General features: G+C 60.9%; 26 protein-coding genes. 13 read left to right on the top strand and 13 right to left on the bottom strand.

Going from position 1 to position 26,569, the window contains the following annotated elements; translation table 11 throughout:
• Positions 1-685 (bottom strand): response regulator (locus P0D71_RS07350; RefSeq protein WP_408479568.1); only part of this gene is annotated, 685 nt, incomplete at its 3' end.
• Between the two features lie 265 nt (positions 686-950).
• Here P0D71_RS07350 and P0D71_RS07345 point away from each other — a divergent pair.
• The 6 genes from P0D71_RS07345 to P0D71_RS07320 all read left to right on the top strand — a co-directional run bounded on the left by P0D71_RS07345 (position 951) and on the right by P0D71_RS07320 (position 7,769).
• Positions 951-1,553 carry a YbhB/YbcL family Raf kinase inhibitor-like protein gene (locus P0D71_RS07345; protein WP_408479567.1) on the top strand — a complete coding sequence of 201 codons (603 nt, stop codon included), beginning with the start codon at positions 951-953 and terminating at the stop codon, positions 1,551-1,553.
• 224 nt (positions 1,554-1,777) lie between these two features.
• Positions 1,778-2,350, top strand: coding sequence for a flavodoxin family protein (locus P0D71_RS07340; RefSeq protein WP_091798284.1), 573 nt, complete (start codon positions 1,778-1,780; stop codon positions 2,348-2,350).
• A 184-nt stretch (positions 2,351-2,534) separates the two neighbouring features.
• Entirely contained in the window at positions 2,535-3,482 is a 948-nt protein-coding gene (gene argC, locus P0D71_RS07335) for an N-acetyl-gamma-glutamyl-phosphate reductase (RefSeq protein ID WP_408479566.1), read from the top strand.
• A gap of 492 nt (positions 3,483-3,974) precedes the next feature.
• Positions 3,975-5,408 (top strand): DUF2957 domain-containing protein, encoded by a 1,434-nt coding sequence (locus tag P0D71_RS07330; RefSeq protein ID WP_408479565.1) that lies wholly within the window; start codon positions 3,975-3,977, stop codon positions 5,406-5,408.
• Positions 5,409-5,505: 97 nt separating this feature from the next.
• Positions 5,506-6,750, top strand: a complete 1,245-nt coding sequence (locus tag P0D71_RS07325) for a DUF2957 domain-containing protein (protein ID WP_408479564.1) — start codon at positions 5,506-5,508, stop codon at positions 6,748-6,750.
• 194 nt (positions 6,751-6,944) lie between these two features.
• Positions 6,945-7,769 (top strand): OmpW/AlkL family protein, encoded by an 825-nt coding sequence (locus tag P0D71_RS07320; RefSeq protein WP_408181358.1) that lies wholly within the window; start codon positions 6,945-6,947, stop codon positions 7,767-7,769.
• Positions 7,770-8,059: 290 nt separating this feature from the next.
• Here P0D71_RS07320 and P0D71_RS07315 read toward each other — a convergent pair whose 3' ends face one another.
• Together P0D71_RS07315 and P0D71_RS07310 are read right to left on the bottom strand one after the other, a co-directional pair.
• A complete protein-coding gene (locus P0D71_RS07315; RefSeq protein WP_091798275.1) occupies positions 8,060-8,695 on the bottom strand; it encodes a LysE family translocator in 636 nt (211 codons plus the stop codon).
• Positions 8,696-8,769: 74 nt separating this feature from the next.
• A complete protein-coding gene (locus P0D71_RS07310; protein ID WP_408303271.1) occupies positions 8,770-9,639 on the bottom strand; it encodes an NAD(P)-dependent oxidoreductase in 870 nt (289 codons plus the stop codon).
• A gap of 94 nt (positions 9,640-9,733) precedes the next feature.
• Between P0D71_RS07310 and P0D71_RS07305 the strand changes: the two genes are divergently transcribed.
• Entirely contained in the window at positions 9,734-10,489 is a 756-nt protein-coding gene (locus tag P0D71_RS07305) for a Mut7-C RNAse domain-containing protein (protein ID WP_091798270.1), read from the top strand.
• 138 nt (positions 10,490-10,627) lie between these two features.
• On the top strand, positions 10,628-10,906 hold the full coding sequence (locus P0D71_RS07300; RefSeq protein WP_091798267.1) for a hypothetical protein: 279 nt from the start codon (positions 10,628-10,630) through the stop codon (positions 10,904-10,906).
• Between the two features lie 153 nt (positions 10,907-11,059).
• On the opposite strand, the gene P0D71_RS07295 is transcribed toward P0D71_RS07300, so the two are convergent.
• Together P0D71_RS07295 and P0D71_RS07290 are read right to left on the bottom strand one after the other, a co-directional pair.
• Positions 11,060-11,272, bottom strand: a complete 213-nt coding sequence (locus tag P0D71_RS07295; RefSeq protein ID WP_091798264.1) for a hypothetical protein — start codon at positions 11,270-11,272, stop codon at positions 11,060-11,062.
• A gap of 224 nt (positions 11,273-11,496) precedes the next feature.
• The gene (locus tag P0D71_RS07290; protein WP_091798262.1) at positions 11,497-12,249 is read right to left on the bottom strand and encodes an IclR family transcriptional regulator domain-containing protein; all 753 of its coding nucleotides are present in this window, start codon (positions 12,247-12,249) and stop codon (positions 11,497-11,499) included.
• A gap of 289 nt (positions 12,250-12,538) precedes the next feature.
• On the opposite strand from P0D71_RS07290, the gene P0D71_RS07285 reads away from it, so the two are divergent.
• Complete coding sequence (locus P0D71_RS07285; RefSeq protein ID WP_408479563.1) at positions 12,539-13,471, top strand: DMT family transporter; 933 nt, start codon at positions 12,539-12,541, stop codon at positions 13,469-13,471.
• A 98-nt stretch (positions 13,472-13,569) separates the two neighbouring features.
• Here the strand turns inward: P0D71_RS07285 and P0D71_RS07280 are convergent, their stop codons facing one another.
• The 5 genes from P0D71_RS07280 to P0D71_RS07260 form a co-directional block, all read right to left on the bottom strand.
• Entirely contained in the window at positions 13,570-13,821 is a 252-nt protein-coding gene (locus tag P0D71_RS07280) for a hypothetical protein (RefSeq protein ID WP_091798257.1), read from the bottom strand.
• 779 nt (positions 13,822-14,600) lie between these two features.
• Positions 14,601-15,287, bottom strand: coding sequence for a DUF2242 domain-containing protein (locus tag P0D71_RS07275; protein ID WP_408181371.1), 687 nt, complete (start codon positions 15,285-15,287; stop codon positions 14,601-14,603).
• 163 nt (positions 15,288-15,450) lie between these two features.
• Complete coding sequence (locus P0D71_RS07270) at positions 15,451-16,104, bottom strand: lytic transglycosylase domain-containing protein (RefSeq protein ID WP_091798254.1); 654 nt, start codon at positions 16,102-16,104, stop codon at positions 15,451-15,453.
• Between the two features lie 115 nt (positions 16,105-16,219).
• Entirely contained in the window at positions 16,220-17,482 is a 1,263-nt protein-coding gene (locus tag P0D71_RS07265) for a cytochrome-c peroxidase (RefSeq protein ID WP_408479562.1), read from the bottom strand.
• Between the two features lie 8 nt (positions 17,483-17,490).
• Positions 17,491-18,720 (bottom strand): alkaline phosphatase family protein, encoded by a 1,230-nt coding sequence (locus P0D71_RS07260; protein WP_408479561.1) that lies wholly within the window; start codon positions 18,718-18,720, stop codon positions 17,491-17,493.
• Positions 18,721-19,025: 305 nt separating this feature from the next.
• Here P0D71_RS07260 and P0D71_RS07255 point away from each other — a divergent pair, with 305 nt between their 5' ends.
• The 4 genes from P0D71_RS07255 (at position 19,026) to P0D71_RS07240 (ending at position 22,347) form a co-directional block, all read left to right on the top strand.
• The gene (locus P0D71_RS07255) at positions 19,026-19,286 is read left to right on the top strand and encodes a DUF6723 family protein (protein ID WP_091798249.1); all 261 of its coding nucleotides are present in this window, start codon (positions 19,026-19,028) and stop codon (positions 19,284-19,286) included.
• A gap of 98 nt (positions 19,287-19,384) precedes the next feature.
• Entirely contained in the window at positions 19,385-19,987 is a 603-nt protein-coding gene (locus P0D71_RS07250) for a hypothetical protein (RefSeq protein ID WP_408479560.1), read from the top strand.
• Positions 19,988-20,108: 121 nt separating this feature from the next.
• Positions 20,109-20,906 carry a hypothetical protein gene (locus P0D71_RS07245; protein ID WP_408479559.1) on the top strand — a complete coding sequence of 266 codons (798 nt, stop codon included), beginning with the start codon at positions 20,109-20,111 and terminating at the stop codon, positions 20,904-20,906.
• Positions 20,907-20,931: 25 nt separating this feature from the next.
• Positions 20,932-22,347 carry a DUF1254 domain-containing protein gene (locus tag P0D71_RS07240; RefSeq protein ID WP_408479558.1) on the top strand — a complete coding sequence of 472 codons (1,416 nt, stop codon included), beginning with the start codon at positions 20,932-20,934 and terminating at the stop codon, positions 22,345-22,347.
• A gap of 316 nt (positions 22,348-22,663) precedes the next feature.
• On the opposite strand, the gene P0D71_RS07235 is transcribed toward P0D71_RS07240, so the two are convergent.
• The 3 genes from P0D71_RS07235 to P0D71_RS07225 all read right to left on the bottom strand — a co-directional run bounded on the left by P0D71_RS07235 (position 22,664) and on the right by P0D71_RS07225 (position 26,561).
• Complete coding sequence (locus P0D71_RS07235) at positions 22,664-23,137, bottom strand: hypothetical protein (RefSeq protein ID WP_408181385.1); 474 nt, start codon at positions 23,135-23,137, stop codon at positions 22,664-22,666.
• 68 nt (positions 23,138-23,205) lie between these two features.
• Entirely contained in the window at positions 23,206-25,578 is a 2,373-nt protein-coding gene (locus tag P0D71_RS07230; RefSeq protein ID WP_408181387.1) for a TnsB C-terminal domain-containing protein, read from the bottom strand.
• Positions 25,575-26,561, bottom strand: a complete 987-nt coding sequence (locus P0D71_RS07225; protein ID WP_408181389.1) for a TnsA endonuclease N-terminal domain-containing protein — start codon at positions 26,559-26,561, stop codon at positions 25,575-25,577. The genes P0D71_RS07230 and P0D71_RS07225 overlap by 4 nt, the downstream gene beginning before the upstream one ends.
• Between the last annotated feature and the right edge of the window lie 8 nt (positions 26,562-26,569).

The raw sequence follows: 26,569 nt of genomic DNA, 5'->3' as shown, positions 1-26,569 counted from the left end.
ACGTTCCACCGGGCTCTTCCGCCGAATGCGACGACAGATTCAGCAAGCCATTGCTCTGCGCGTACTGGAACAATTCGGAATCCCGCTCAATGCCGAGTTTGCGCATGGCGGTGTTCTTCTGTGTACTGATCGTCTTGATGCTGCGGTTGAGTTGCTCGGAGATTTCCTTGATCGTCATGCCAGACACGAACAGACGCACCACCTCCAGCTCACGTTTGGACAGCATGACTTCGTCGTTCTTGCCGCCGGCATTCATGCGCAACGCATCTAACGAAGCCTTGACCGACGGGCTCATGTACTCGAGGTTCCGGCTCACATGCTGCACCGCGAGCCCAATGTGGCTCAGATCGTCCGACTTGTTGACGACCGAGGTGACGCCGAGTTCGCTCAGCCGCTTCAGCAACGCGGCATTCTCCAGCATCGTCAGGACGACGATGGGAAGGTTGGGGAAATTTCGGCGCAGATAGCCAATCAGCGGCAAGCCGTCGCCATACTGGCCACCCGGCATGGCCAGATCCGTGACGAGCACGTCGCAAGCCATGGTTTGCAGCACCTTGATCAATTCGGTTGACTGCCGCGCACGCGCGACCACTTGCAGACCAGGAAACTTGAGCAGAGCCTGCTCGGCCCCGAACAGAATAACCGGGTGGTCGTCAGCGACCACGACCCTGACAGGATCTTGCATTGCCCTCCCCTCGACAGATAAACCACTCTCCAGAACTTCTGACATGCCTTTGTTTTCTATTTCGTAAACGGATGAGGACGCGGCCTGCGTTCGCGCGGACAATTCCTCCGACTATAGCCGATTCTCGCCCGTATATCCCACCGGACTGCGCAACAATGGTGCGTAGCAGAGCTAATGTTAGACTTGGACCGACCTTGGGGCACAAAATAGGGACAATAACTTTCGCGAGCGCTACCGCCTCGCGCCCTCACTGGAGAACCGGCACATGCACTCGCGTTGCCTGGTCGTTTCGAATGCTTCACCGTTGCGCCGTTCGCCGCTTTTTCCCTGCGCTATGCTCGGGCTCGCGCTATGGGTGGCGCACGTGCCATACGCCTTCGCCGAGGGGGCGTTTGCGTTGACTAGCGCCAGCTTCCGGGCGGGCGGCACCGTGGAAGCCGCTCAGGTTTTCAATCAGGACGACTGCAAAGGCGGCAACCGCTCGCCACAACTTTCCTGGCACGACGCTCCGCCCGGCACGCGCAGCTTCGCGGTCACCATGTTCGATCAGGATGCGCCAGGCCGCGGATGGTGGCATTGGTCAGTTGCGGGCATTCCGGCTACGGTCGGCAGCTTGCCGGAGAATGCGAGTTCTTCCGGGTTCCTCAGCAAACTGGGCGCGGTCGAAGCGCGCAACGATTTCGATACCGACGGCTACGGCGGTCCGTGTCCGCCGCCCGGCAAACCGCATCGCTACATCATCACCGTTTATGCGCTCAGCAGCGCCGACCTGCGCCTCGCGCAAGGCCGCCCCGCGCTGATGTTCGACCACGAGATCAGCACCGCCACACTTGGCAGTGCTCGGCTCGTGGTCAATTACGGTCGCTAGACTCGCGCCTTGCAGCGCGCGCAAGCCAGGCGCACGAGCGCCGGCCGGAGCCTCGCTTGGCGCACGGCTTGCGTCGTATTGCCGCCCGCGCCGAAATTCTGTCATTCGCGCACGCTAATGTGCAGCTCGACGGTACGCGTCATGCTTGCCGGGGCAGCGCCGACACCACTGCGCACCATTGCCGTGCCTCACCCATCCTCGTTCATTTTGCTGGAGAGTGTTACATGTCGAAGATCGTCATCGTTTATCACAGCGGCTACGGCCACACGAAGAAAGTCGCCGAGGCCGTGCTGGCGGGCGCCCTCGAAGCCGGCGCGGACGGGAAACTGCTGCCGGTCGGCGAGATCGACGAGGCGGCCTGGGCCGAACTCGCCGCGGCCGACGCCATCATCTTCGGCGCGCCGACCTACATGGGCGGCCCTTCCGCCGACTTCAAGAAGTTCGCCGACGCGAGCTCGAAACCATGGTTCGGACAGACGTGGAAGGACAAGATCGCGGCCGGCTTCACCAACTCCGCGACCATGAACGGCGACAAGTTCTCGACGATCCAGTACTTCGTCACGCTGGCCATGCAGCACGGCATGATCTGGGCGGGCACCGGCATGATGCCGTCCAACACCAAGGCGGCGACCCGCAACGACCTGAACTATGTGGGCGGCTCGACCGGCCTGCTCACGCAGTCACCGGCCGATGCGTCGCCGGAAGAAGCACCGCCCGCCGGCGACCTGGAAACGGCGCGGATGTTCGGCGCACGGGTGGCCGGCGTCACGGCACGCTGGATCGCCGCCGCCCGCTGACGCACGGATTGCCGCGATCCGGCCGGCATCGGCTGGCATCTGCCGCACAACGGGTCACGCCGATGTGACGTTCGGCGTGCATCGTCGTTTTTTCACCCCTTTTGCACGTCGGCCGCCATCAGGTCTTAAAATAACGTTCCGGCGCGGTGTCGCGCCCTGTTTCCAGCAAGCCAGTGAGATCGAGATGAGCACGAAAGTTTTTGTCGACGGACAGGAAGGTACGACCGGCCTGAAGATTTTCGAATACCTGTCGCAACGCGCCGACGTTGAGATCCTGCGTATCGAAGAAGCGAAGCGCAAAGACCTCGACGAGCGCCGTCGTCTCATCAATGCGTCCGACGTCACGTTCCTGTGCCTGCCCGACGTCGCATCGCGCGAATCCGCTTCGCTGGTCGAGAACGATCGCACCGTGCTGATCGATGCCAGCACCGCGTTCCGTACTTCCGCCGACTGGGCTTACGGCCTGCCCGAGCTGGCGCGCTCGCAGCGCGAGCGTCTGCGCACGGCGAAACGCATTGCGGTGCCGGGATGCCATGCGTCGGCGTTCGTGCTCGCCATGCGTCCGCTGGTCGAAGCAGGCGTGGTGGCACCCGAGTTCGCCGCGCATGCTTACTCGATCACCGGCTACAGCGGCGGCGGCAAGAAAATGATTGCCGACTACGAAGCCGGCGACAACGACAAGCTCAAGAGCCCGCGTCCGTACGCGCTTGGTCTGACTCACAAGCATCTGCCGGAAATGGCCGCGCATACGGGCCTGAAATCGGCGCCGGTCTTTACGCCGATCGTGGGCGACTTCTACAAGGGTCTCGCGGTCACCACCTTCTTCTCGCCGAACCAGCTGGCGAAGAAGGCCACACCGCAAGACGTGCAGGCGCTGTTCGCCGAGTACTACGCGGGCGAGGCCTTCGTGCACGTTGCGCCGTTCGACGCGGAAGCAAATCTCAACAGCGGCTTCTTCGACGTGCAGGCGAACAACGACACCAACCGCGTCGACCTGTTCGTGTTCGGCAACGAAGAGCGCTTCGTGACCGTCGCGCGTCTGGACAACCTGGGCAAGGGCGCGTCGGGCGCGGCGATCCAGTGCATGAACCTCGCGATCGGCGCCAGCGAAGGCAGCGGCTTGAAACGCTGATCAACCCTGCGCTACCGGCGGCAATGCGCCGTCGAGTCACAAAAAAGGCCGGTCCACCAGGATCGGCCTTTCTGTTTTAAATCCCGCCAATTTCAATTCCATTTCCCGCAGTTAATCGGTAGAAGCCCGCATTACTTAAAAAATAAAAATCCGAATGCTTGAGAAACTGCCGGTAATTCATTCCTGAGAACCACGCCCACAGCATAGTTTTCCGCATAGGGAAACTCCGGATTTTTTCGCGAACGGTCGTTCGAAGATCATAGAGCCATTTTGCTGTAACGCTTGCCTGGCAAGGCAGTGCGGCGAAGCAACGATGTCCTCTCCAGGCCGAAAAATCATTTTTTGTTTAAAAGGGCCGCCAGTGTCCACGCGGTGCGCGTCCGGGAAAAGGAACGCTGTTTGAATCAGTCTTTTTAGACGGCTCATTCAATTGACAGCCATTATCCGCACAGCGAAATTAGCTCGCACAATTACATGAAGGGAGACAGCAGCATGTCGCACGCCATTACTCGAGGCCTGGCGATGGCCATTGCCACGGCCCCATTCCTGATCGCCTGCGGTGGCGGCAAGGCCGACAATCCAGGCCCGGTCAACCCCGCGCAATGCTCAGGCGCGAGCTGCGGCGTGCAAGGTCCGCCGACCTCGAGCGCCGGTGCGACTGCGTTGTGTCCCGCCACGGCCGACATCGTCAAGAGCACGTTCCTCGGCGGAGCGGGTAGCGGCGAAGTCGTGCAACTCAATATCGACGCGACAGCGATGACCTACTCGCTGAAGTGGCTCAAGTCGCCGATCCCGCTGACCAGCGCCGACGTCACCATCACGCGCGAAGGCACACAGATTACCGGTGCAGTGATCCATCCTCCAACCGGCATGCTGCCGACCGCGGAGCAAACCCGCTGTGCTTTCATTCTCGGCAAAGGCACCGGCACCGCGCCCGCGAACGGCACGACCTACACGACGCCCGACTTCGTCAACAACCCGAACCCGCCGATGATTCTGGTCGGCCAGGGCGTGGCCGGCGGAGGCATTCCGGGCGCAACTGTCGAGTACGACGGCCTGACCATCATTCCTGGCATCCTCGATCACGTCGGCGCGGTACCGAACCGGCACTTCGACTTCTATCCGTTCCTCGGGTTTGCCAGCACGACCGCCGACATCACCAAACTGGCCGGCACCTACAACGGTCTGCTGTATCACCTCGTGCCGTCCGGCTCGTACGCGGCGACCGCGACCAACACGGTCGAAACCTTCGACGCGGCAGGCAACTGCACGGGCTCGAATCCCGCCAACGCGGCATTTACGCCGAGCGCGAGCGGCTGCCTGACGACGGGCACGGCGTGGACCGCCAATGCCAGCGGCTACTTCGACAGCCAGAATGCGCCGCAGATCGGCACTCAGCTCAAGCTGCCGCCACTGAACCAGCCGAGCGGCGTGTCGGCGCAGGCGCACATGATCCTCGGCCAGATCAACGGCGCGACGGTGCCGCTCGTCATTCGCACGGGCTCCGTCAACCTGGGCACCGCGGTATTGCTGCACTCCGACGCCAAGGTCGACGACGAATCCGGCATCGCCCTGCTGGCCGCGGCTAAACCGCTTGCGTCCGGCGGCTTCGACGGCGGCTACGTAGGTGCCGACTCCAACTTCAAGTACACCGCCGCATTGATCCAGGGCGGCGTCGGCACCTTCATCAACCCGTCGACTTCGGCGGCGGAAGACGGCTTCGGTCTGGGCTACGGCCTGCCGAGTCCCGGACTGGTCGGTGTCCAGCAGGCCAACGGCCAAAAAGGCCTCGCGATCGCTTCGGGCGGCCTCTATGCGATCGAGATTCAAGGGACCGTCAATGGCGGCGTAGCGCCGACGTCGCAACTCAACGGGACGGCTTCGAGCGCACCTTACTTCGGCATTGGCGCGCAAATCAGCAAGTAAGTCACAACGGACCGGCAGTTCGCAGTACGAGACATAAATAAATCAGGTGGCTGGACTGGGAGCCGGCCACACACAACGAGAAAATTCTGGAGGCGGTATGAAATGGAGAATCCTTTCGGTGCTCGCTCTTGCTGCACCGTTGCTGGGGGCGTGTGGTGGCGGCGGCGGCGGTGACGGGCCCGTGACGGAAGTCCGGCTGTGCCCTGCCTCGCTGGACTACGGCACGGTATTCACGGGCGGCGGCGGTGACGGCGAACTGGTCAAGCTGCAACTCGACACGACCAAGATGACCTGGCAGATCAATTACATCGAGTCGCCGATCCCGGCAACCACCGGCACTGTCGTCCCGACGCGCGCCGGGCAGTCAGCCAGCGGCACGCTCACCCAGGAAACCCTGCTGCCGACCAACAAGCTCAACCAGTGCGCATTCCGCCTGAACGGCGCGAGTCTCGACCCGAATCGTCCGGCGCGGATTTTCGTCGGCGAAGGCGTGGCGGGCGGCACGATCCCGGGCGCGGAAATTTCGTTCGGCGGGATTCTCGGCGTAGGCGCCGTGCCGGATACCAAGTTCCCGTACTACCCGTTCATCGGCTTCTCTTCGATTGAAACGAATCTGGCGAACGTGGCCGGCACGTACAACCAGCTCGGCTATCACCAGGTACCGTCGCAAAACTTCGCGCCGGTCGCGGTCGATTCGAAGATCACGATCAATGCGGACGGCACGTGGACCGAGTGTGACAATTCCGGCATCAACGCCGGCAAGTGTCAGCAACCCGGCGGCAACTTCGCGCAGTCGGCGGACGGCAGCGGCGCGTTCCAGACCAACAACTTCCTTGGCCAGGCGAAGCCCACCCTCGCGACGACCCCGGAAGCGCGCGGCTACATGATCGTCGGCAAGCTGCGTAACCAGTTAGTGCCGATTCTGGTGCGAACGGGCGCGGCGAACTCGTCGGTGACCGTGCCGCAAAACGGCGCGCTCGGGCCTTACGCCGACGACGAGTCGGGCATCTCGATTCTGGCGCCGCGAAGCGCGATCACGGTGAACTCGCAAAACGGCGAGTACATCGGCGTGGATAGCCAGTTCGACTACCGCACCACCGCGCTCGAAGGCACCGAGGCCACGCTGCTCGATCCGTTCAACGCATCGCAGGCATCGCTCGCGACGGCGCTGAATCTGGACTTCACGCAAGCCGTGCCGGGCGTGGTAACGACGACGCGAGTGGGCGCCTCGACCGGCACCACGCCGACCGGAAAGATGATCTTCACGGGCGGGGTGTTCGGCTACCTCGATCTGACCAACGCGGCTTCGCCGTATTTCACGATCGGCGCCTTCGTCCAGTAATGGGCGCCGCACGCGCCGCCACTTTGCAACGTGGCGTTCGCGTCCCGGCTGCCGCATGGCGTCACAGCGGCGTCACAGCGGCGTCACAGCGCGGCAGCCGGCGCCCACCGAATAAGCAGCGCACCGGCGCGGTCGCGGACCTGCCGTCGCTTGCCGCGCGCGATCAGCTTCACGCGCGCCTCAGGAGGAACAACATGAAAAGAATCTGTTTCGCGTTAATGGCCGCCTGCCTGTCAGCCGGCGCGCACGCCCAACATGCGGGCGACAACGTCGCGGTACTCGGCTGGTTTCACGTGATGCCGCAGGATTCGAGCACGCCGCTCACCACCAACGTCGCGCCGACGCCGATCAACACGCCGCTGCGCCTGCCAAGCTCGTTCACTTCGGCCGGTACGGGTTTGTCGACCGGCAGCGCCGATACCGTCGGCCTGGTGTTCAGCCATTACCTCACCGATCACATTGCCGTGACGACCGTGGCCGGTGTGCCGCCGGTGTTCAAGATCTATGGGCACGGCGTCATCAAACCGCCTGGACCGGCAGGCGCGCTCGGCCAGCAGGATCTGGGCGATCCGCAGGCCAATCCGATCGTGAAGAGCGTGCGCCAGTGGAGCCCGGCGCTGCTGTTCCAGTACTACTTCAACGAGCCGACGGCGAAGTTCCGCCCGTTTGTCGGCGTGGGTGTGTCGTACAACTGGTTCTCGGACATTCAGTTGAGCCAGAACTTCGTCCAGTCGACGCAGAACAACCTCGGCGCGGTGCTGGCGGCCGGCGCGGGCAAGCCGGGGCAGACGCAGGTGTCGGCGAAGGCGTCGTCGTCGTGGGCGCCGGTGTTCAACGCGGGGCTCGCGTACAACATCACGGATCACTGGGGGCTCGTGGCGTCGGTCACCTACATCCCGCTGAAGACAACCTCGTCGGTCATCATCAAGGCGGCGGATGGCACGGAGCTGGGGGTCTCGAAGGCGGACTTGAGCGCCGATCCGATCATTTCTTTCCTCGCCGTCTCGTACAAGTTCTGAGTTCCGTGCCGACGCAACAAAGCCGGCGGCCCTGCGAAAGGGCCAGCCGGCTTGTGTTTTTCGGGGATGCTGCGAACTCAGTGCAAAAAATTCAGGGCAAAAAAAAGCCCGCCTAATTGGGCGGGCTGAATCCATATCAGAGGAGACATGGAGGAGACAAGACAGAATATAGCAAATGCTTTGGTGCGGCGCAACATGCAAATTAGGGTAGACCCTCAACGTTGCAAAAATGCAACAGCCTGCCAGGTGTCTTGTGTATCCCCCGTTGTCGAAGGCGCTGCCCCTTCCGATCAGTGGCGAACCAGCGCCATCATCGCGCCGAATCCGACGAACACGCCGCCGGTCAGCCGATTGAACATCCTGGCGACGCTGCGGCTCTTCAATCTCGCGCCAATGCGCGTGCCAAACCCCGCGTACACCAGATACCAGCTCACCTCGATCACGGCAAAAGTCGCCACGAGCACACCAAATTGCGGCAGCTTGGGCTGAGCGGCGTCGATGAATTGCGGCAACAGCGCCGCGGCAAACAGAATCGCCTTCGGATTGCTGCCCGCGACGAGGAACCCGTTGCGGAACAGCGCGAGGCGCGAACGCGCGGGCCTGGCGGCCAGTTCGTCGGCGTTGCCGGCGGCGGCTTCGTCGGCCGGCGCGCGCCATGCCTTGATGCCGAGATACACGAGGTAGGCCGCGCCGATCATCCGCAGCGCGTTGAACATGGCCGGCCAGGCTTCGAGAAACACGCCAAGCCCCGCCGCCGATACCGCCAGCATCAGCACCAGCGCCGACAGGCAGCCCGCCATGGTGGCGCTGGAGCGGCGCAAGCCGTGCTGGGCGCCGTGCGTCATCACGAGCAGCATGTTCGGACCGGGAATCGCGGAAACGACAAAGACAGTGGCGACGAACAACCACCAGGTATGCAGGCTCATGGGAATCACGGCGAAATAGGATCGGGCGGCTATTATGCCCGCCCGCGCCCGTCACCACTGCATGTCAGTGCCTCTTAGCGCCCTGCTCGCCGTGCGGCGACCTGGCCCAGCACGGCGAAATCCTTCTCGCCGTCGCCGTGAGCCACCGCTTCGATCAGACTGTCACGCACTACGCTGGCGATCGGCAGCGGCGTCGTCACGGCCTCAGCCGCGGCCAGCGCCAGACGCATGTCCTTCAGGCCAAGACGCGCCTTGAACAGCGCCGGCTCGTAGCGCTGCTCCGCGATCAGCTTGCCGTAGCCCGAATAGACCGGGCCCGGAAACAGGCCGCTCGTAATCACGTCGAGGAAATCCTGCATCGCCAGACCGTGCCCGGTCACCAGAGTGGCCGCTTCGCCGAGCGTCTCGACTGCCGCGCCCAGCATGAAGTTAGCCGCGAGCTTCATGACATTCGCCTGCTGCGGCAGCGAACCGATGCGCCAGGTTTTCTGGCCGATGACGTCGAAAATCGGCTGAACACGGTCGATCGACTCCGCCGGTCCGCCCGCCACGATGGTCAGCTTGCCCGCCGCAGCGACATCGGGCCGGCCCAACACCGGCGCGGCGACGTAGTGAACGCCGCGCGATGCGTGCGCCGTCGCCAGTTCCTCGGCCAGCGCGACCGAGATCGTCGCCATGTTCACGTGAATCAGTCCACGCGGAGCATGTTCCAGCAGGGCGGCGGTGATGACCTCGCGCAACGCGCTATCGTCGGCGAGCATCGAGAACACGGCGTCGCCCGCAAACGCTTCGGCCGGCGTCGCGACGATCCGCGCGCCTGCATCGACGAGCGGCTGCGCACGTTCCGGCGAGCGATTCCACACGCGCACCTGATGCCCGGCTTTCAAAATGTTTGCAACCATCGCGGCGCCCATCTCGCCGAGACCGATAAAACCGATGTCCATCTGTCGCTCCGTCTTCTAAAGAACTGGAAGTAAAGCACACCCATGCGACACGTGCAGGACAGCACGCAATGAAACACGGTGCGATACTGCGGTGATGGTGACCGCGACATTCCGCTTCTACGAGGAGCTGAACGATTTTCTCGCGCGCCCGCTACGCCGGCGCGCGTTCAGTTATGCCTGCGCGCCGGGCGCCACCGCCAAGCACATGATCGAGGTGCTCGGCGTGCCGCACACCGAGGTCGAGCTGATTCTGGTCAACGGCGAGTCGGTCGGTTTCAATCATCCGCTCTCGGACGGCGATCGCATAGCCGTGTATCCGAAGTTTGAAGCGCTCGACATCCAGCCGCTTCTGCGCGTGCGCGAACGGCCGCTGCGCGTGGTCCGCTTCATCGCCGACGCGCATCTGGGCGGCCTCGCGCCGCTCCTGCGGCTTGCCGGCTTCGATACGCTGTACGACAACCACTTTCCCGACGCTGACATCGAAGCGCTGGCCGCCGCGCAACAGCGCATCGTCCTGACACGTGACCGCGAGTTATTGAAACGCCGCAGCATCACGCATGGCTGCTATGTCCGCACGCTCAGACCACGCGAACAATTGCGCGAAGTGTTTGAACGGCTCGATCTGGCCGGCAGCGCGCAACCGTTTCGCTTGTGTCTGATGTGCAATGTGCCGCTACGGCGCATCCCCAAGGAGGAAGTCGGCACGCGCGCTCCCGACGGCGTGCTGGAAAGGCATGCACAGTTCGTTACCTGCGACGTGTGCCGTCGCGTGTTTTGGGAAGGCACCCATTGGCAGAGAATGCGCGCGCTCATGGACAGCGTGGCGGCCGCGCCTGGCCGGTCTGCCTGAGCTCCGATTGAGGTGCTTACTCTGGATCCCACTTTGCGCGGCGATCGATGCAGGTGAAGCCCCTGGCGCCGCGCGCTCGCCCGACGTCCGGCGCGGTGCGTACAATGCGGGATTACTTATCTGGCAGAGGCCTTCCGTATGGCGATGAAAAAGACCGACCTTGAAAAGAACAAGGCACTCAAGCTGAACAATGCAATGAAGCTGTCGACGGCCGACCGTTTCGGCAAAGCCGCGGCCGCAGAGCCGAAGCTCGATCGCCGCGAACAGCGCAAGCTCGATCAGGCGCAGGGCCTCGTCGCATTCGCGTGCAAGCTGAACGGCGATTTGGTGACCGAGCTGAAAGAGCGGGCCGCGACCCATCCCGAAGGAATGAGCGGACTGCTGAACGAAGTCATCAAGCGTGGCCTGGCAGGCTAATCGCCGCGACAACCGCGCCCGGAATGCAAAAGGCCAGAGCACGAGCTCTGGCCTTTTTGCTTACGACGCCTTCATCCGGATCACATTGCACCTGCCGACAAGCGGCTCGGAACGGTCAACCGGCGAGGCTGGCCCGAAAAATCGGGCCGCAGCTTAGTTTTGCGTGCCCTTGTCGTTCGTGCCAGCTGCCGAAGCGGCTGCCGAAACCGGAGCGCGCTTGCCGTGCGTCTTCAGCTTCTTGACGTGATGCTTCTTCGGCGCGCTTGCTGCAGCAGCCGGTGCTGCTGCGTCCGACGCTTGTGCGAAAGCTTGAACGGAAACCAGCGCGATCGAAGCGGCTGCGAGCGAGACGATAACTTTTTTCATGTGTTGTTCCCCAAACCTGGACGACTGAGTCAATGTGAATGAATAAGCTGCACGGTGAAGCAGACAGGGCTTGAGGCGCCTTCCCGCTCCCCGCGGGAGAGTATTACGCAGTGTAGGCGGTTTGTCATGCCCAAAACTCGATATGTATTTTCCGGGAGACAGCTTGCTTTCGACACGCTTTCACTCGTCAAGCGCCGCCTACCAGGGGATTCACCTAGACCGCATCAAACCAGGTTGCGCAACAGGCTGGCGTTCTCCAGAAGGGTCGGCAACACGCGATGCAACGCGGCGTTCGCCGACTCCTGTCCGATCGGCATGCTGACGCTGATCGCCGCCACGACCGAACCATGCCGGTCACGCAACGGCACCGCGACGCCGCGCACGCCCAATTCCAGTTGCTGGTCGGTGACCACGTAGCCATTGCGGCGAATTTCCCCGAGCACGTCACGCAACTGTTCGATCGTCGAGTAGGTGTGAGGCGTGAATACCTTGATCGGGTAAGACGCGAGCCACTGCTCGATGCTCTCCGGCGCCTGAAACGCCAGCAAAACCAGTCCCGCCGACGACAACGGCGCGGGCGCGCGCGAGCCGAGCACGAAGCCGACCGCCATCGCCCGGTTCACGCCGTTGCGCGCCACATACACCACGTCGTGTTCATCGAGAATCGCCACCAGCGCGGTTTCCTGCACCGTTGCGGTAATGCGTTGGAGAAACGGCTGCACGGTGCGCGGCAAGCGCGCTGAATCCAGATACGACTGGCCGAGCCGCAAGACACGCGGCGCGAGCCAGAATAGCTTGCCGTCGGTGTCCACGTAGCCGAGTTCGCGCAACGTCAGCAGATAGCGACGCGCCGCCGTGCGCGACAGGCCCGCGCGCCCAGCCACCATGGTCGGTGTCATGCGGGCGTGCTCTTCGTCGAATGCTTCGATGATCGCCAGCGCTTTGGCCGCGCCGGCGATCCAGTCTTTCTCATCCATTGCGTTTGCCTGAAAATCAGCCGGCTCGCTGGGTCAGTCGTGCACTGAACTGTTGGCCGTCGCGCGATTATCGCCCGAGTCGGGCGCGCTGCGAACGAGATGCGTCGATCGGATCATTCAAGGTCCAGTGCGTCTGATCGAAGATGCCGATAGTGAGGGATGTCCGGACATCAGCCCTCGCGGTGCACACGTATCATGTCTGCGGCCGAACGGCGACGCGCTCATCGAGTCGACGCCGCCAGTCAGCCGCGAACGCGTTGTCATCACCATCGAACCTGAAAGACCACCTTTGAAAGCCGAAACCCGCCAACACCTGCATGCCAATATGCTGATGCTGATCGCCGCGATGATCTGGGGCTCAGCGTTCGTCGCGCAACGCCTGAGTCTCGACGCGATCGGACCGTTTCTCTTCACGGGACTGCGCTTCCTGCTCGGCGCACTCGTCGTGCTGACGCTGATTGTTTGTGTCCGGCGCTCCGCGCTGGCCGAACTGTCGAAGCGCGAACCCGGTGGCGCACGCGAGCTGTTAGGTGCCGGCGTGCTGCTCGGCGTGGTGTTGGCCGCCTCGATTTCGTTGCAACAGATCGGCCTGCAATACACGAAGGTCGCCAATGCGGGCTTCATCAGTTCGTTGTACGTGGTAATCGTGCCGCTGCTGGGCGTGCTGTTCAAACATCGCACGGGAATCGGGACGTGGCTCGGTGCGGCGCTCGCGGCGGTAGGCATGTATTTTCTGAGCGTGAACGCGCAGTTTTCGATGCTGTACGGCGACTGGTATCAACTGGCCGGCGCACTCGTCATCTCCATCCAGATGATGCTGGTCGGGCGCTTCGCGCTACGTCATGACACGCTCATGCTCGCGCTCGTGCAGTTCGTGACGTGTGGGCTAGCGTGCCTTGTTGTCGGTCTCGCCGTCGAGCCGTTCAGTCTGGCGGTAATTACACGTGCCGCGCCGACCATTTTGTACGGCGGAGCGCTGTCAGTCGGCATCGCCTACACGATTCAGGTGGTCGCGCAAAAGCATGCGGCGCCGTCGCATGCGGCGGTGATCTTCAGCATGGAGGGCGTGTTCGCCGTGCTAGCGGCCTGGCTCGTGCTTGGCGAGACACTGTCGGCGCGCGCGCTGTTCGGGTGCGCGCTGATGCTGGCGGGATTGATCGTGTGTCAGGTGATGCCGGCATGGCGACGCGGGCGTGAACGCTTGCCCCATACATCGTCCTGAATGCATCGGCTTGAGGATATAGCCGGTCAACCTATCGCGTGTCGAAGAGTGCGAGCTATTTGCGTAGGCGGTCGGCGTTGCTGGATTGCGGGCCGTCTTTACGCAGCTCGCGACTGCGCATACAAAGCCGGCGTGTCCGCGGTGGGCGGAAATACACACCAGCAGCCGTCGTCGTGACGAAAGAAGAACAACCCGCGTGAGCCCGCCTCGAGCGACGTCTCGACGCGTACATAGCGGCGGCCACCTAGGCGGGTACGGCTGAATTCGGTGACATGGACCGGCACGGAAGGCTCCGGCGCAAGCCATTTTTCCACTAGAAACCGCAGCGACTGTTCGCTTGCCATTCTCATGATCCGCTCCGGGCTGGCTTGTCTTGATGCGCGTCGCGCGTGGGATCGGTGTTGCCGTCGCTGTCCGCAACGTCCGCGTCGTGTTCAGCGGATGCGAGCGTAATGGCCCGGTTGGTGGCTGCCGCCCGTAGCGTGCTGCAATGGGTGGCATGTCGAATATCCGAGAGAAGACGGACAAGCTGTCGTGCTGTTCTACGTTTCATTCCACACCCCCGCACCGCACCATTAACTTCAGAAAACACTTTAACTCTATGCCTGGATCGGCCGTTACCGAAATGGTTTTGACTAAATAGCAACAGTCGCGCTTGCAAAAAGAGAGACGCAATCTTTGTACCGTCCGTCTTGAATGTGCGCGTCGGGGCGGCTGCGGTCTGTACGGTGGCGAGCGCATGGCGAAGTTGAAAAACCTGCCCGGCAGCAGTTGAAGAAAGGGGCTCGAAGGCGAGTTATCCACAGTTCCCTATGAATAACTTCGGGATAGCGCGTGGAACAGCCTGTGTGCGGAATCTTGATAAGACGGCCCATCAGCCAGGCGCCATCGAACTTATCCCAGGTTTGTAGTTTTTCTACAGACGTGTTCCGCAGGGTTGTGGAGTTTGCATGACATTGATGTGACGGAACATTTGGGAGTTATCCACAGAAGGGGTTAACCCTTGTTAACTATTACTACATATATATACATATGAAGTAAAAGACATAGGATAAGTGATGCTTCGCGGTGAGATTGAAGGCTGATCAGCGCTTGATCAACCTCCACCCGGCGAACTCCCTTAGATCACTCAAGGCGCCACGCCGACTCCGCTCGCCGGTGGCACGGACGCCGCCGTGCCGATCGCGTCGGGCATCTCGCGAACAGTCGCCGGAGCCGCCGCTTGAACCGGCACCGGCAGGAGGCGCGTCTCGATGCGGCTGTTCGCGACCGGCTGCGTGCGCACCACCGTTTGCAGATAGTGATCGACAAGGCCGAAGAACCGGTCGTAGAACTTGCCCGAGGGAATCGTTTCGCTCGAGATTTTGACCATCGCATCGCTGTTCGAGCGGATCGGCAGCGACAGCGAACCCAGCACACTCAGCCCGACACTCGCCGAGGTGTCGCTTTTCTTCAGCGCAAAGCCGTTCTGAACGGCATTGACGTAGACGATGCTGGTGTCGCTCGCCTCTTCCCCGGGCGTGCAGACCACGTGAAATTCGACGACCACGTGGCTATCGCCGGTCGGCTGGAAATTCTTGGTGCCATCGACGGTGTCGTTGCGCGTCATCGTCGTCAGATAGCCTTGGCTCAATAGCGCACGACGCGCGGCCTCGCAGGTATCCGTCGCGCTCGAATTGAAATTGCGTGCATACGGGCTCGCGCCAGTTTCGAACAGTTCCTGTTGGAATTTCTGCTGCGGCGCGCTGCTACAGGCGGCAAGGGTCAGGAGGCCGGCGAGCGCGGCGGCAGGGGCTTTAAAAAACGAGGTCGGCATGGTCGATCGGAAGAGACGCCGCGTGAGCGCGAATGGGAATGCATTGTAGAGCGGTTGCCAAATATGCGTAAAAAGCACGCACTCCGGCATATCACGGGACGTGACAGCGCATTACCACGGCCGCGACGCCGTGAGAGAAGAAACAGCGAAAACGGGATGTCGCTCAGTGCGACGTAGCGGGAAGTCCCATTGACGACGCGGTCGCGCCATTTTTCCCGGCGGCGCTGACGGCCGGAATCGTGAACGCATCGGCCCAGCTATCCAGCGCAGCGCAATGGTCGGGCGCGGGTTGCGCCGCGCACGCGACAGCCTGCGCATCCGCCTGTCGATCAGAGTCTTGAGGCGTGGCGACCGCCGCGAAATCTTCAACCTTCAAGCTCACTTTCTGCGCGTAGGCCTGCGAGCCGCCGTAGCTCTTGAGCGCGGCGTTCATGTCGCCGTTGGCCGAGCGCATGTAGCCGTACAGGATCGCCGAACCCACTTCGATGTTCGCGGTCGGCTCAGTGAGATCCTTGACGTTCCTCAGCAGCCCGCGATGCGCGCCAGGCACCACCTGCATCAGCCCGGTCGCGCCGTTGGCGCCCTTGGCCTTTTCCTTGAAGCGGGATTCGATCGAGATGATCGCCAGCAGGAGCGCCGGCGGGAGGGAATATTTCGAGGCGGCGGATTGCACCGCGTCGGAAATCTTTTCAGCCTTTTCCTTTGCCAAGCCGAATTTATGCGTGAGATACGCGGACATTCGCTCGGTGTTTTCGTCGGCCGCCGCGGTCTGCATCAGGCCGAGCGACAGCACGATCAGACAGAGTAACCGGCTCATAACGGAGGACGGGAAAGAAAAGGGGATCCGGCCATTATAGCTCTGCCCCCAAATTAGACCCAGAACGAGCCGAAATTCGTCTTAGGAATTGCGGCCGCCCGTGCTTCTTTCGCGTTCAATGCGTGGGTTTCGGCTTTGTAACGTAATCGTCGTTCAGCGTGGCGAGGAAAGCGGCGACGTCGTCGATATCGCGCTCCGACCAGACCGGACGCTCGCCGGCTTTGCGTGTGAGCGGCTCGTCTGTCGTGTCGACGTTGACGCGTAGCGCGACGGGCAAGTCGTTGAATTTGTCGATCTTGCCGTGCGCATCTTCTGGATACCACTTCGCCGGATTGGTGTCGCGTTGCACGTAGAAGCGCAACGCGTCCTTCAACGTATGGAACCGGCCGTTGTGGAAAAACACCTGACGCGTCGCCGTATTGCGCAGCGACACCGATTTGAAGAGCCCGCAATTACTTTTGTCGCTCGCCTGATCGGTGCGCAGCGGGCCGCACAGCCCCATATCGAAGTACTTCGGATCGGAGTTGGCCCGCAATTCCGGATTGCGCGGCACGCCGAGCGCCTGGAAGTTGAAGTCGGTGAAAAGCGGATGGGAGCCGTCGGCGCCGACCTGGTCGATATGGCAGGAGGCGCAATTGCCACCCTCGGGATTGTCGAACAGCTTTTTGCCTCTCAATTCTTGTGCCGTTAGTTGCAATTTACCGTCCAGATAGTAATCGAACTTGCTCGTGTACGGATGGAAACTCGGGTCTTCAAGCTCGAAACGCTCGATCGCGTACATGGCCTGCGTGAACGCCTTGGCGCGATCAACGAAGATGTTCTGACCGAACACTTCCTTGAAACGCGCCGCATAGGGCGCGTGCTCCAGTTTTGCGAGCACGGCCGCCGGATCCGTGTTGGCCATCTCGTTGGGATTGAACAGCGGGAAACTCGCCTGATCGCGCAAACGGTTGAAGCGCCCGTCCCAGCCGAAACCGCCCACCGGCGCGTTGTCCGTTTCGCTCAGACGCTCGGACAGACTGGCAGCCTGCGCGTGGCTCCACATCGGCGTGCGGTTCAGCACGTAGCGCAGGCTCGGCACGGCGCGCGTGCCCTGCGAGTGCATGTCCGCCCCACCCAACTGTGCTGCGAGGCCGTTGGGCGGCCCATACGCATGCGACGGGCTATGGCAGCTCGCGCACGACATCTTGCCCGAGGCCGACAGCGAGGCGTCGAAGAACATCAGCTTGCCGAGCGCGGCGGCGTCGCTATAGGCGGGGTTCGTAGCGGCCGGCGCTGCCGCGGCCGCACCGGACATCAGCGCGGCGCCGAGCAGCGCGGCACGCGCCGCCCAATTCAGGCCGGCGCGCGCGGTCAATTGCATTGCAGAAGACAGCATCGAATCGCTTACAGGTTCGTGAAGATGTCGCTGCCGAACCCGACGAGGCCGGCCTGGCCCGCGTAGCCGAGGTGGTCCAGCTGGAAGATGTCTTCTATGCTCTTGAGCATCGAATAGTGGTTGTACTGCACCGTCGATACCGTACCCGGCTTGATGAACTTCGAGATCATGACCGCGCCGGTCTGGTCGCCGCCGAAGCTCTGCTTGGTCAGGTTGATCGTCAAACCCTTGTACGTCAGCGAAGACGTCTGCGGGAACGACGGCAGATTCGGCCCCGGCTGCTGGCTGCAGCAGGTCGCGCCGGTGAAAATCAGATCCTCGCTCGTGCCCGACTGCGTCACCGTCGCGTAACTGCTTTCGTCGAAGTTGATGATCAGCAAACCGTCCTGCTGAAACGCCGGTGACGCCGTGATAATCGGCACCCACTTCTGGAGGAACGTGTTCGCGCTCGTCAGGCCACCCGGCTGGCCGTTCACGCACGGCGCGTCATGGCCGTCGTCGCACAGGTTCGGCGTGATGAGGTTGAAGTTGGCGGTGGTCGAGACCGACTGCAAGTCGGTCGTGAGCTTGTTCAGATTGACGACGTTCTGCCCGCAGTCCGCCGAGTCGATGATCGAGTGGAAGTACATGAACGGGTTGTGACGCGTCGCGTACTGGTCGCCCAGCGGCACGGCGGCGCTCGGCGCTTCGGCAGACTGCGTCAGGTCGGTCGTGTTGAGCGTCGGGTGGCCGCAAGTGGCGGCTTCACGCGTCGGATCGTTGCCCATGTCGCCTTCATAGCCCTTCCACGTGTAGCCCGCGGCCTTCAACTGGTCCGGCAACGTCTTGACGCTCGCCGGGTAGACGCAGCCCGAGCCGATCGCCTGGCCGTCCGATGTCACGCCCGTGAGCTTGTAGTCCTGATAGGTGATGCAGTCGTTATCCGTTTCCGGCGTCGCCGCCTGGCCGCTGATCATCGAGATGTAATTGTCGAGGCTCACATGCCCCGTGCCGTAGTACTGCTGCACCATCGCGCCCTGCGAAGCGAGCGTCTGCGACAGATACGGCGCCTTGCTGTTCGCACCGAAGGTGGTCGCGTAGTTTTCGTTCTCGAGCGTGATGACGAAGACGTGGCGGATCTGCTGCTGACCGCTCAATTTGAGCGACGAGGATGACGATCCGCACGCGGCGACGATCAGGCCGATCAGGACCGCGCAAGCGACCATGAAGAATGCACGCAAGCCGCTGCGTTGTGACATGGAGTGCCCCTTTGTATTGGCGTTTTTAGTGGGGACAAACTTTATGCAGCGCGTATGACGCAGCCGTGAATCGCACTACATTCTTGCCATATAACGGTCATCTCGCGCGGCACATAAACGCGCCTGACGATGCCGGCGACCGGCTTGATCGACGGCCGCTCGCCGGTTCGCTTGTGGACCCACCGGCCGAATCCGCCGGGATTTGAGACAATGAAACCCGCCGGCGAATGTTTTCCCGGTACAACCGGGTGTAGGCTTGGCGTTCTTGCCGCTGTCGGCCCATTGAACAAGCGATGTTTTCAGGTATGGCCAAGACCGCATTTATTCCCAGCGTCCCCGCGACGTCCGAGGACGATTTTGAAATTTCAGCGACGTCGAAGCTCGCCGGATACAAGCGTTTTTTCGGCGTGTTGAAAGTGGTTCGAACCACCGACGCACGCGTGCTCTTTCCGTTCGACGGCGCGCCAGAGCTCGGGCCGTATGCGACCAAGCTGGAAGCGATCGCGGCGGCGCAGGTGTATGGCGAACACATTGTGGCCAGCGACCTGGCGCGCCCGGAGTTGTAGGCGCGAGAAGTCGCCGTTTTTGCGTTGATCGCTGGGGTTTATCGATTGCGTTGCGCGCTTGCGTTAATCGATCGTGATGATCACTTCGGGAGCAGCGAATGACCTGTCCGCGCAGATTCGCTTCATCGGCCGCTGTCATGTGGCGGGCGGCCGCGCTGGTGAGCATTCTCACCGTTGCGCCCTGTCAATCCAGCTTCGCTCAGGACGCCGATGCCCACGCCGGGCAGCAGGCGCTCGCACGCGCCGAGCTCATTCACGCTCAAGTCCGTGTGGTCGCCATCGACACCGCCACGAATAGCGTCACGCTGCGCGGCCCGCGCGGCAACCTGGCGGACGTGGACGTCAATCCCGCTCTCGCGGATGTCAGTCGGCTCAGAGTCGGCGACAAGCTCAACGTTGCGTACCAGCAGGCGCTGCTGCTTAGCATCGACAGATTGTCCACCAGGGGTGTGCGCGAACGCGTGGAGACGACCGCTGCGATACCGGCCTCGGCAGGCTATGCTTCGTCGGCGCATAGCGTGAAGGTGGTCGCGACCGTGATGAAGATCGATCGCAAGAACCGCATGGTGACGCTGCGTGGCCCGAAACATCAACAGGAACTCAGGGCCGCCAAGGGGATTCCCCTTGGACAGTTGAAAGTCGGCGATAGCGTGCGTGCGGAGTTTGTTTCGGCGGCAGCGGTGGAATTGGTGCGGGAGTAAGGTTGTTTGCGGGCAACCGTAGGCCCGAAAGAAAGACCTGGCGGGTGTTTTTCCAGCATGCGATCCCAAACGGGATAGGGCATTGTGCGTTCAAAGCGGTCGTTTCTCCGGGGTTCAAACGATGAGAAGATCCAACCTACGCAGCCAGTCTCTTTGCGCGATATTGTTCGGCATGCTCGCAAGCAGTGCCATCGCACAAAGCTCAGCGGACGACGCGAACAAGAGTAATAACCCGCTCAACGCGGCGCCCTCGTTCAACATACAGAATTACTTCACGCCAAACCTGTTCGGGGTCAGCGGTCACACCAACGATTTACTTTTGCGGCCGACAGTTCCGGTCGGCCCGATTGGGCCCATTGGCGTCCCACAGATTTTCCGGGCGACGGTGCCGGTCAGCACTCGCCCGGACGCCTCGGGCGGCTACAACACGGGCCTTGGCGACATCAATCTGTTCGACATTTTTTTATTATCGCAGTCGGATATCCAGATAGGTGTCGGCCCGCTGATCACGGCGCCGACCGCCACGGACCCAAGCTTGGGCACAGGGAAATGGCAGGCGGGACTTGCTGCGGTCGCCGTCAGTGCCACGAAGGCGCGTCTGCTCGGCGCGCTTGTACAGTGGCAGCATTCCTTCGCTGGCCAGAGCGGGCGACCCACAACACAATCGCTCACGGCCCAGCCATTCGGCATCTTCAATCTGCCTGACGGATGGTACATCCGGTCAACCGGCACATGGACCTTCGACCTCCAGCGTGGTACGTATTACATTCCGGTCGGCCTCGGTGCGGGCAAAGCATGGAAGAGCGGCTCGACCATCTATAACGCATTTATCGAACCTCAGTATTCGGTGGCTCACTCTGGCGCCGGGGTACCTCAGTTCACGCTATTCGCCGGGCTGAACCTGACATTCGGAAAATAACGAAGCGACTCTGAGAGGTTAAATAGTGAAACTTTCCAAGCTCTTTATTTCCACCTCGACATGCTTATTGATTTTTATGGGAATGTGCTGCCTGACCTCTGCTCCAGCCAGTGCAACAACGGCAGCGACATCGGTAACGGCAACTCCTGAGGAAGCCAGGACGATTGCAAAGGATGCGTTCATCTATGCGTATCCGATGCTTTACAACTACAAGACGATGTACGAGCAGGCGATTGACCCTACTGCCAAGGCCTACGTAGGGGGATTTGGGAAATTCAGAAACTATTCGCAGCCCTACGGCCCCGAGAACAAGGAAATCGTCACTCCGAATAACGACACGCCATATTCATGGGCATGGCTCGACCTCAGGCGAGAGCCTTGGGTGCTGACTGTTCCTCCGGTACCCGAGAATCGATACTTTGTCTTTCAATGGATTGACCTGTTCACCTATAACTTCGCCTACGTCGGCTCGCGAACGACGGGCAACCAAGGCGGCCACTACCTGTTTGCGGGACCGAACTGGCACGGCGAGACGCCCAAAGGTATCGACAAGGTCTTCCGTTCGGAGACCGACTTCATTCTGACGCTGGGACGCACAGCATTAAATGGCCCCGACGACGTGAGCGCCATGCAGGCTATCCAGAAGCAGTACCGGCTCACGCCGCTTTCTTCGTTTGAGCATGCCAAGGCACCGCCCTCTGTTCCAAAGGTGGCCTTTCCGAAGTGGGACGAGCCGAAGGCGACATCCATCGACTTCATCTCATACGTGAATTTCCTGCTGCAATATACGCAGCCGCCTGCGCCGTCGGAAGTCGAACTGATGGAGCGGTTTTCAAAGATTGGTATCGCGCCCGGCAGACCCTTTGATGCTTCCGCGCTGCCAGTTGATATCCGGCAAGCTATCGAAGCAGGTGTGGCGGATGGCAAAGCTGCGCTAGCCGATGCGGAAAAGCATACGACGAGTTCCTACGACATCTTTGGCTCCCGGCAGGAGATGAACGGCGACTATATGAAGAGGGCTGTCGCCGCGGCCATGGGCATCTACGGCAACACCAAGGAAGAAGCTGTCTACGTAGGCACGCGCGTCAATGCAGACCGCGAACAGTTGCTAGGTTCCCAGCCGTATGTCATTCACTTTGACAAGAAGGACTTGCCGCCCGCGAAGTTCTTTTGGTCGATGACAATGTACGACCTGCCCGGACGTCATCTCGTGGCGAATTCCATCCATCGTTATTCGATTGGTGACCGCACGAAGGGCCTGAAATACGGTGCCGACGGTTCTCTCGATATCTACGTTCAGCACGACTCGCCCGGCAAGGAGAAGGAATCGAACTGGCTGCCCGCACCGACGGGCGCATACAACGTCATCGCCCGGATTTACGGCCCGGGACAGTCAGTATTTGACGGCACCTGGAAATTCCCCGTCCCACAGAAGCAGTAAGCCTGTGTGGAGGGATCGGAGTGAGACATGAATGGAAAGGCGGCGACGTGGGTCACAGCGGTTTTGCTTGCGTCGCTCGCGAGTCGTCGTGCGCATCGGAATTAGATGCGTTTACAGAAGCCGGATTTTGAACCACATCGACAAAACGTCATGTGCAATGAATGCCTTACGGAAAGCGTAAACGCTTCTGGACACACGCAAGTCGCCCCGAAATCTCACGAGAATGACGCCAAGCTGAATTTGCCCAGCACCGGAGTCAAAGCGTTTACGCGCCGTCCCCCTTGGCTTCCGTGGTTTTCCGTAGAAAGTCGGGCCGTCACAGACCATCTTTCCCAAATGCCCTGCGGCACTTGGCAATCTTCTTCGATGTCGGACGGACCGGGAGCGTGCGCATGTGGACGCGCCACTCGTCGAATTTCGCACAGAAATCGTCCAGACCGTCGTCCGTCGGTGAGTGCTGACGCCGCGACGGCTGCAAAGCATCAAGAATGGCCATCGCGCGATTTACCGACACGTGCAGAGCGGCAACCAGTGGACCAAGCTGCATGTCCATTCGCTCGCCGAACGTATCAGGGTCAAGCTCATCGTCCCAAACCGTTACGGTAATCCGGTCATTCATCAAGTTATCGCCGAGGTCGTCCCAGTCTCCGTAGCCGCACATCCGCGCAAATATGTTTCTGGCGCGAATCGTTGACAGTCGTCGCACGCCCGCCACAAGCCTGAGCCGCTGTGCCATCTCTTCGCCGTAGCGCTTAGACGGAGGAAAGAAGACCGCATCCCAACCGTTCATAATATCCTCCTAGAAAGAGCCGGCAACCCTGTGCGGGCAAGCCAGCCCATGACCTTCCTTCGCGGGCGTTAATGAAGATGCGTCCCTGCATCGCCACGGCTACGCGCCAGCTTTTTCTCCCGGACTCTTGCCGCGTATGCTTGGTCAGCCGCAGTTGACTTTGACGGCTCCGTCGGCGTGGGCGCAACAAGCTGCTTGGTATCAATGCCGGCCGCGGCGGCCTGCTTATCGCCCCATTTGCGGTCAAACTGTGCAGTCGCCCGTGCCTTGGCGTCAGATACCGAGGTCCCCTCGAGCTCGATAACGTCGCTATGTGCCTGCAAGACCTGCTCGCGCGCGGTAATCAGTTCATCTTGCTCGACCGTCACGCGGTCACGGCTCGCCCGCCTTTTACTGTCGGCCGCAGGTTTCAGCATGGAGGCAACTTCTAGCGTCATGTCGAGCTCTGCCCAAGACATTTGGCGGATACGCATAGCATCAGCCTCAATTAACTTCAGAAGGCCTTCCTCTCCATTGGGCATCTTCCAGATAAGACAGTGAGGATTTCCCTCCAACCGTTTGACGGACACCACAAGTGGACCGCGCTGTTCTGTTGGAATTTTCACGTGGTTGTTCCAGAGTGTCGCCAGGTCCGCTGACCCATATCGAACCTTGCGTTTGAAATGAACCAACCCTCGGCGGACCTTATATCTCTTCCAAGGTACAAATCTAGCGAGCACGTCCCTCTCCGTCCATTCCCTCCGTGCGTCACCTCGCCGCGCCAACTTCGCTGTCTGAAAGTTTTGCGCCGGTGTGCCTTCCCAACCCTCTTTCATAGCAGCGTGGCCACGAAGATACGACCTGTCTGATGTGAGGTTGTGATGCTGCATAGCCTTGTAGATAAGCGTTTCGAGCTGCCGTATCGACACACCGCGCGCTCTTCGGGCGCGTCTGCGTTCTTCCTGTTGGACCTTGTCATGCTTCCGGTTATGGCCGCTGGGTTCCTCCTCACAGAACTGCACCATCAGCGAGTTCAAGTTCTCTCCTACCGGTTTGTAGTCTCCTCGTCCTGGCGGCGCCAATTCGTACGAGAGCCTCATCTCCCCGCAGGCGACCTGAACGTTGTCTTTCGCTGGTCCCGCGCCGTTGTCGACAAACACCCCATCTATGTTTCCATGGACGAGCCCATCGCTCGACTCAAGCCCCAACTCCTTTGCCCGCCCAGCCTTGTCTAAAAAACATGAGGCGATGCATCTGCGATAAGCAACCGCGTTCTCACCTCTCAACACAATTTCCGCGGCTAGTACTGCATGAGTATTGCGGGACACCGCAAATATCACCTTCACTTGAGTGGTCTTCCACTTGTTCCTGACTTTCACTCTGATGAAAATTTTTGGGGTGAAGCCGTCAACATCGACAATCTCAATTTTCCCTTGAGTGTAGTCAGTGGCCGTACCCACTCGAGCACCGCAATATTGTTCATGAATCACTGTCCGATTTCGGATGGCCACCAGGTCATGCTCGACTACCAAGCGCCTTGAGTGGTATCGGAAAGTGTCGACCGTCGGAATCTCGCGCTCGTCGATGCCCACGTAATGCTCAAGAACAAGCTTGGCGTACGCCCTTCCTAAGCTGAAGCGCTTGTTGGCCCAGTAGCGTGTCAGCACATCGACGAAATTCTTCTCGTCATCGAGATTCGTTGGCCGACGTCTGTATTTGACAGGCTTCCCGGTGACTTCGCTTCGTCCCTTGGCTCGAGCCTCCTTATCGGACAATCTGCCCGGTTTGATTCGCAACGTCCCCACGCGCGTCCTGATGCGCCCACCTTTCTCGTTGTGTTGCGCCAGCATGGCCCCGGTTTCGCCTGCGAAATGGCAAAACTGATGGAAGAGCTTTCTTACGTGCGACTCCCAACCGCGCGGTTTGCCGAGCGAATCCCGGACAAAGCGCTGCGCTTCGAGTCGCGCCTGGGTGTTCACCACCACCTCGTCGTTGAATACTAGGTCCTTTTCCCGGCCCTTTCCTCCAATGTCCAGGAAGCAAAACGCTTGCACGACTCGCTCGCGCCATGCGCGGCCGTTAAGCCCCTTCGTTAATTCCTTTGGAAGCTCAGTGAGCGGTTTCGTCATGTAATCGGGCACTACAGATTCGTCCGCACGTCTGATGTCCTTTAGTGGGGAATCGGGCGCGTCGGCGGCCCACACACACCACTCTCCCGGCCCCATCGGTGCGCCGTGGGATACGAGCTTAAGCACATGAAGCTGTCTGTCGACGGCATTCCAGCAAATTGCCCGATAGCGCACGGTTTCTCCATCGCGAAACCGTTTCAGCATCGCAAATCGAAACAGGCCTTTGGGCCATTCTTCCTGCGGTTGCTGAAGGCGTACTATCGTCGCAGCGTCCGCAACACGCGGCTTCAACTTGGATACGGGCGTGAGCCTTTCAGCTTCGGACTGGCTCATGCTCCAGACCTCGCTTTGGCGGCGGCCCTCGTACGCCGGCCGCTACGAACGAGATGCAGCCTCAAGTTCGTATCCAGCTCCTCGTTGTGGTCAAGCTGGAGGAAGCCGTATGCAACCGACGCCGCGAACCTGTGGTACGCCTCGTCGAGACCAATGCACATTGTGCGCGAGACACGCTCCATGACCGCGTCCAGGCTACCTCGGCTGCTGCTACGAATGACAATAGGCGCAAACTCTTGCGCGGCAAAGTAGAGGGACGGAAGGTTTTGCTCGCGCGCGAAAGTGAGGACGAGCCTCAGGTTTCCAAATTCCGTCATCGATATTGCATCACCTCGAATGAGCTCCCATGTCCATCCTCTTTCTGCCATTGCAGCACGTTCACGCTCCTCGCGCCTGAGTTGCTCGTCTTTTGGCAGGTAGCTGCCATGCTTTATGGAGATGGCGTGATACTTCAGCTTAAAGTCTGGCGGCTGGACATACGTGACGATGACATCGATTGTCATCAGGTCCGAACGGCGCATGCGCTCACCTTTCGCCTCAGCGCGCCAATACGCTTGGCGGTCGTAGATGCCATACTGCTCGCGAAAGTCCCAGACGGCTGGATGCAGTGCGAGCTTCACCATCACACGAAACTCGGACATCGACAGCGCCTGGTGCAATCGGTCCAGCTTGAAACCTGGAATAATCGCGCGCGTGCTTATCAGTGGCGTACGCGCCTTTAGCAGCGGTGTGTATGCGTCTCCGTGTGGCCATCCGAACGGGTCGTGCGCCGGCAGGACAATTTGGAACGGCGACACGAAAGGCGGCGTCAAATCAAAGATGTGAAATCCTTCCTTCGCTTTGACCGGCACTTCGGGAACGACGCCATCATCGTACTCGAAGTCAGGATGTCGCCAACGTTGAGCCGCGACGTCGAAAGGTGAGATGTAAGTATGTGAGCGGCGACCGCGCTCACCCGGGCGGCCGGTTTGACGCAAGACCATTTGAATCT

The organism is Paraburkholderia sp. RL17-383-BIF-A (assembly GCF_046028015.1).
GTDB lineage: Bacteria > Pseudomonadota > Gammaproteobacteria > Burkholderiales > Burkholderiaceae > Paraburkholderia.
This window is presented reverse-complemented; position numbering and strand designations above follow the sequence as displayed.

What these genes read in the sequence shown, in the direction of transcription:
- P0D71_RS07255 (WP_091798249.1), top strand. Translation starts at nt 19,026, where the DNA reads ATGGCCAAGACCGCATTTATTCCCAGCGTCCCCGCGACGTCCGAGGAC.
- P0D71_RS07305 (WP_091798270.1), top strand. Translation starts at nt 9,734, where the DNA reads ATGGTGACCGCGACATTCCGCTTCTACGAGGAGCTGAACGATTTTCTC.
- P0D71_RS07290 (WP_091798262.1), bottom strand. Translation starts at nt 12,249, where the DNA reads ATGGATGAGAAAGACTGGATCGCCGGCGCGGCCAAAGCGCTGGCGATC.
- P0D71_RS07295 (WP_091798264.1), bottom strand. Translation starts at nt 11,272, where the DNA reads ATGAAAAAAGTTATCGTCTCGCTCGCAGCCGCTTCGATCGCGCTGGTT.
- P0D71_RS07245 (WP_408479559.1), top strand. Translation starts at nt 20,109, where the DNA reads ATGAGAAGATCCAACCTACGCAGCCAGTCTCTTTGCGCGATATTGTTC.
- P0D71_RS07345 (WP_408479567.1), top strand. Translation starts at nt 951, where the DNA reads ATGCACTCGCGTTGCCTGGTCGTTTCGAATGCTTCACCGTTGCGCCGT.
- P0D71_RS07250 (WP_408479560.1), top strand. Translation starts at nt 19,385, where the DNA reads ATGACCTGTCCGCGCAGATTCGCTTCATCGGCCGCTGTCATGTGGCGG.
- P0D71_RS07270 (WP_091798254.1), bottom strand. Translation starts at nt 16,104, where the DNA reads ATGAGCCGGTTACTCTGTCTGATCGTGCTGTCGCTCGGCCTGATGCAG.
- P0D71_RS07280 (WP_091798257.1), bottom strand. Translation starts at nt 13,821, where the DNA reads ATGAGAATGGCAAGCGAACAGTCGCTGCGGTTTCTAGTGGAAAAATGG.
- P0D71_RS07330 (WP_408479565.1), top strand. Translation starts at nt 3,975, where the DNA reads ATGTCGCACGCCATTACTCGAGGCCTGGCGATGGCCATTGCCACGGCC.
- P0D71_RS07300 (WP_091798267.1), top strand. Translation starts at nt 10,628, where the DNA reads ATGGCGATGAAAAAGACCGACCTTGAAAAGAACAAGGCACTCAAGCTG.
- P0D71_RS07265 (WP_408479562.1), bottom strand. Translation starts at nt 17,482, where the DNA reads ATGCTGTCTTCTGCAATGCAATTGACCGCGCGCGCCGGCCTGAATTGG.
- P0D71_RS07315 (WP_091798275.1), bottom strand. Translation starts at nt 8,695, where the DNA reads ATGAGCCTGCATACCTGGTGGTTGTTCGTCGCCACTGTCTTTGTCGTT.
- P0D71_RS07275 (WP_408181371.1), bottom strand. Translation starts at nt 15,287, where the DNA reads ATGCCGACCTCGTTTTTTAAAGCCCCTGCCGCCGCGCTCGCCGGCCTC.
- P0D71_RS07340 (WP_091798284.1), top strand. Translation starts at nt 1,778, where the DNA reads ATGTCGAAGATCGTCATCGTTTATCACAGCGGCTACGGCCACACGAAG.
- P0D71_RS07260 (WP_408479561.1), bottom strand. Translation starts at nt 18,720, where the DNA reads ATGTCACAACGCAGCGGCTTGCGTGCATTCTTCATGGTCGCTTGCGCG.
- P0D71_RS07325 (WP_408479564.1), top strand. Translation starts at nt 5,506, where the DNA reads ATGAAATGGAGAATCCTTTCGGTGCTCGCTCTTGCTGCACCGTTGCTG.
- P0D71_RS07230 (WP_408181387.1), bottom strand. Translation starts at nt 25,578, where the DNA reads ATGAGCCAGTCCGAAGCTGAAAGGCTCACGCCCGTATCCAAGTTGAAG.
- argC (WP_408479566.1), top strand. Translation starts at nt 2,535, where the DNA reads ATGAGCACGAAAGTTTTTGTCGACGGACAGGAAGGTACGACCGGCCTG.
- P0D71_RS07310 (WP_408303271.1), bottom strand. Translation starts at nt 9,639, where the DNA reads ATGGACATCGGTTTTATCGGTCTCGGCGAGATGGGCGCCGCGATGGTT.
- P0D71_RS07225 (WP_408181389.1), bottom strand. Translation starts at nt 26,561, where the DNA reads ATGGTCTTGCGTCAAACCGGCCGCCCGGGTGAGCGCGGTCGCCGCTCA.
- P0D71_RS07320 (WP_408181358.1), top strand. Translation starts at nt 6,945, where the DNA reads ATGAAAAGAATCTGTTTCGCGTTAATGGCCGCCTGCCTGTCAGCCGGC.
- P0D71_RS07235 (WP_408181385.1), bottom strand. Translation starts at nt 23,137, where the DNA reads ATGAACGGTTGGGATGCGGTCTTCTTTCCTCCGTCTAAGCGCTACGGC.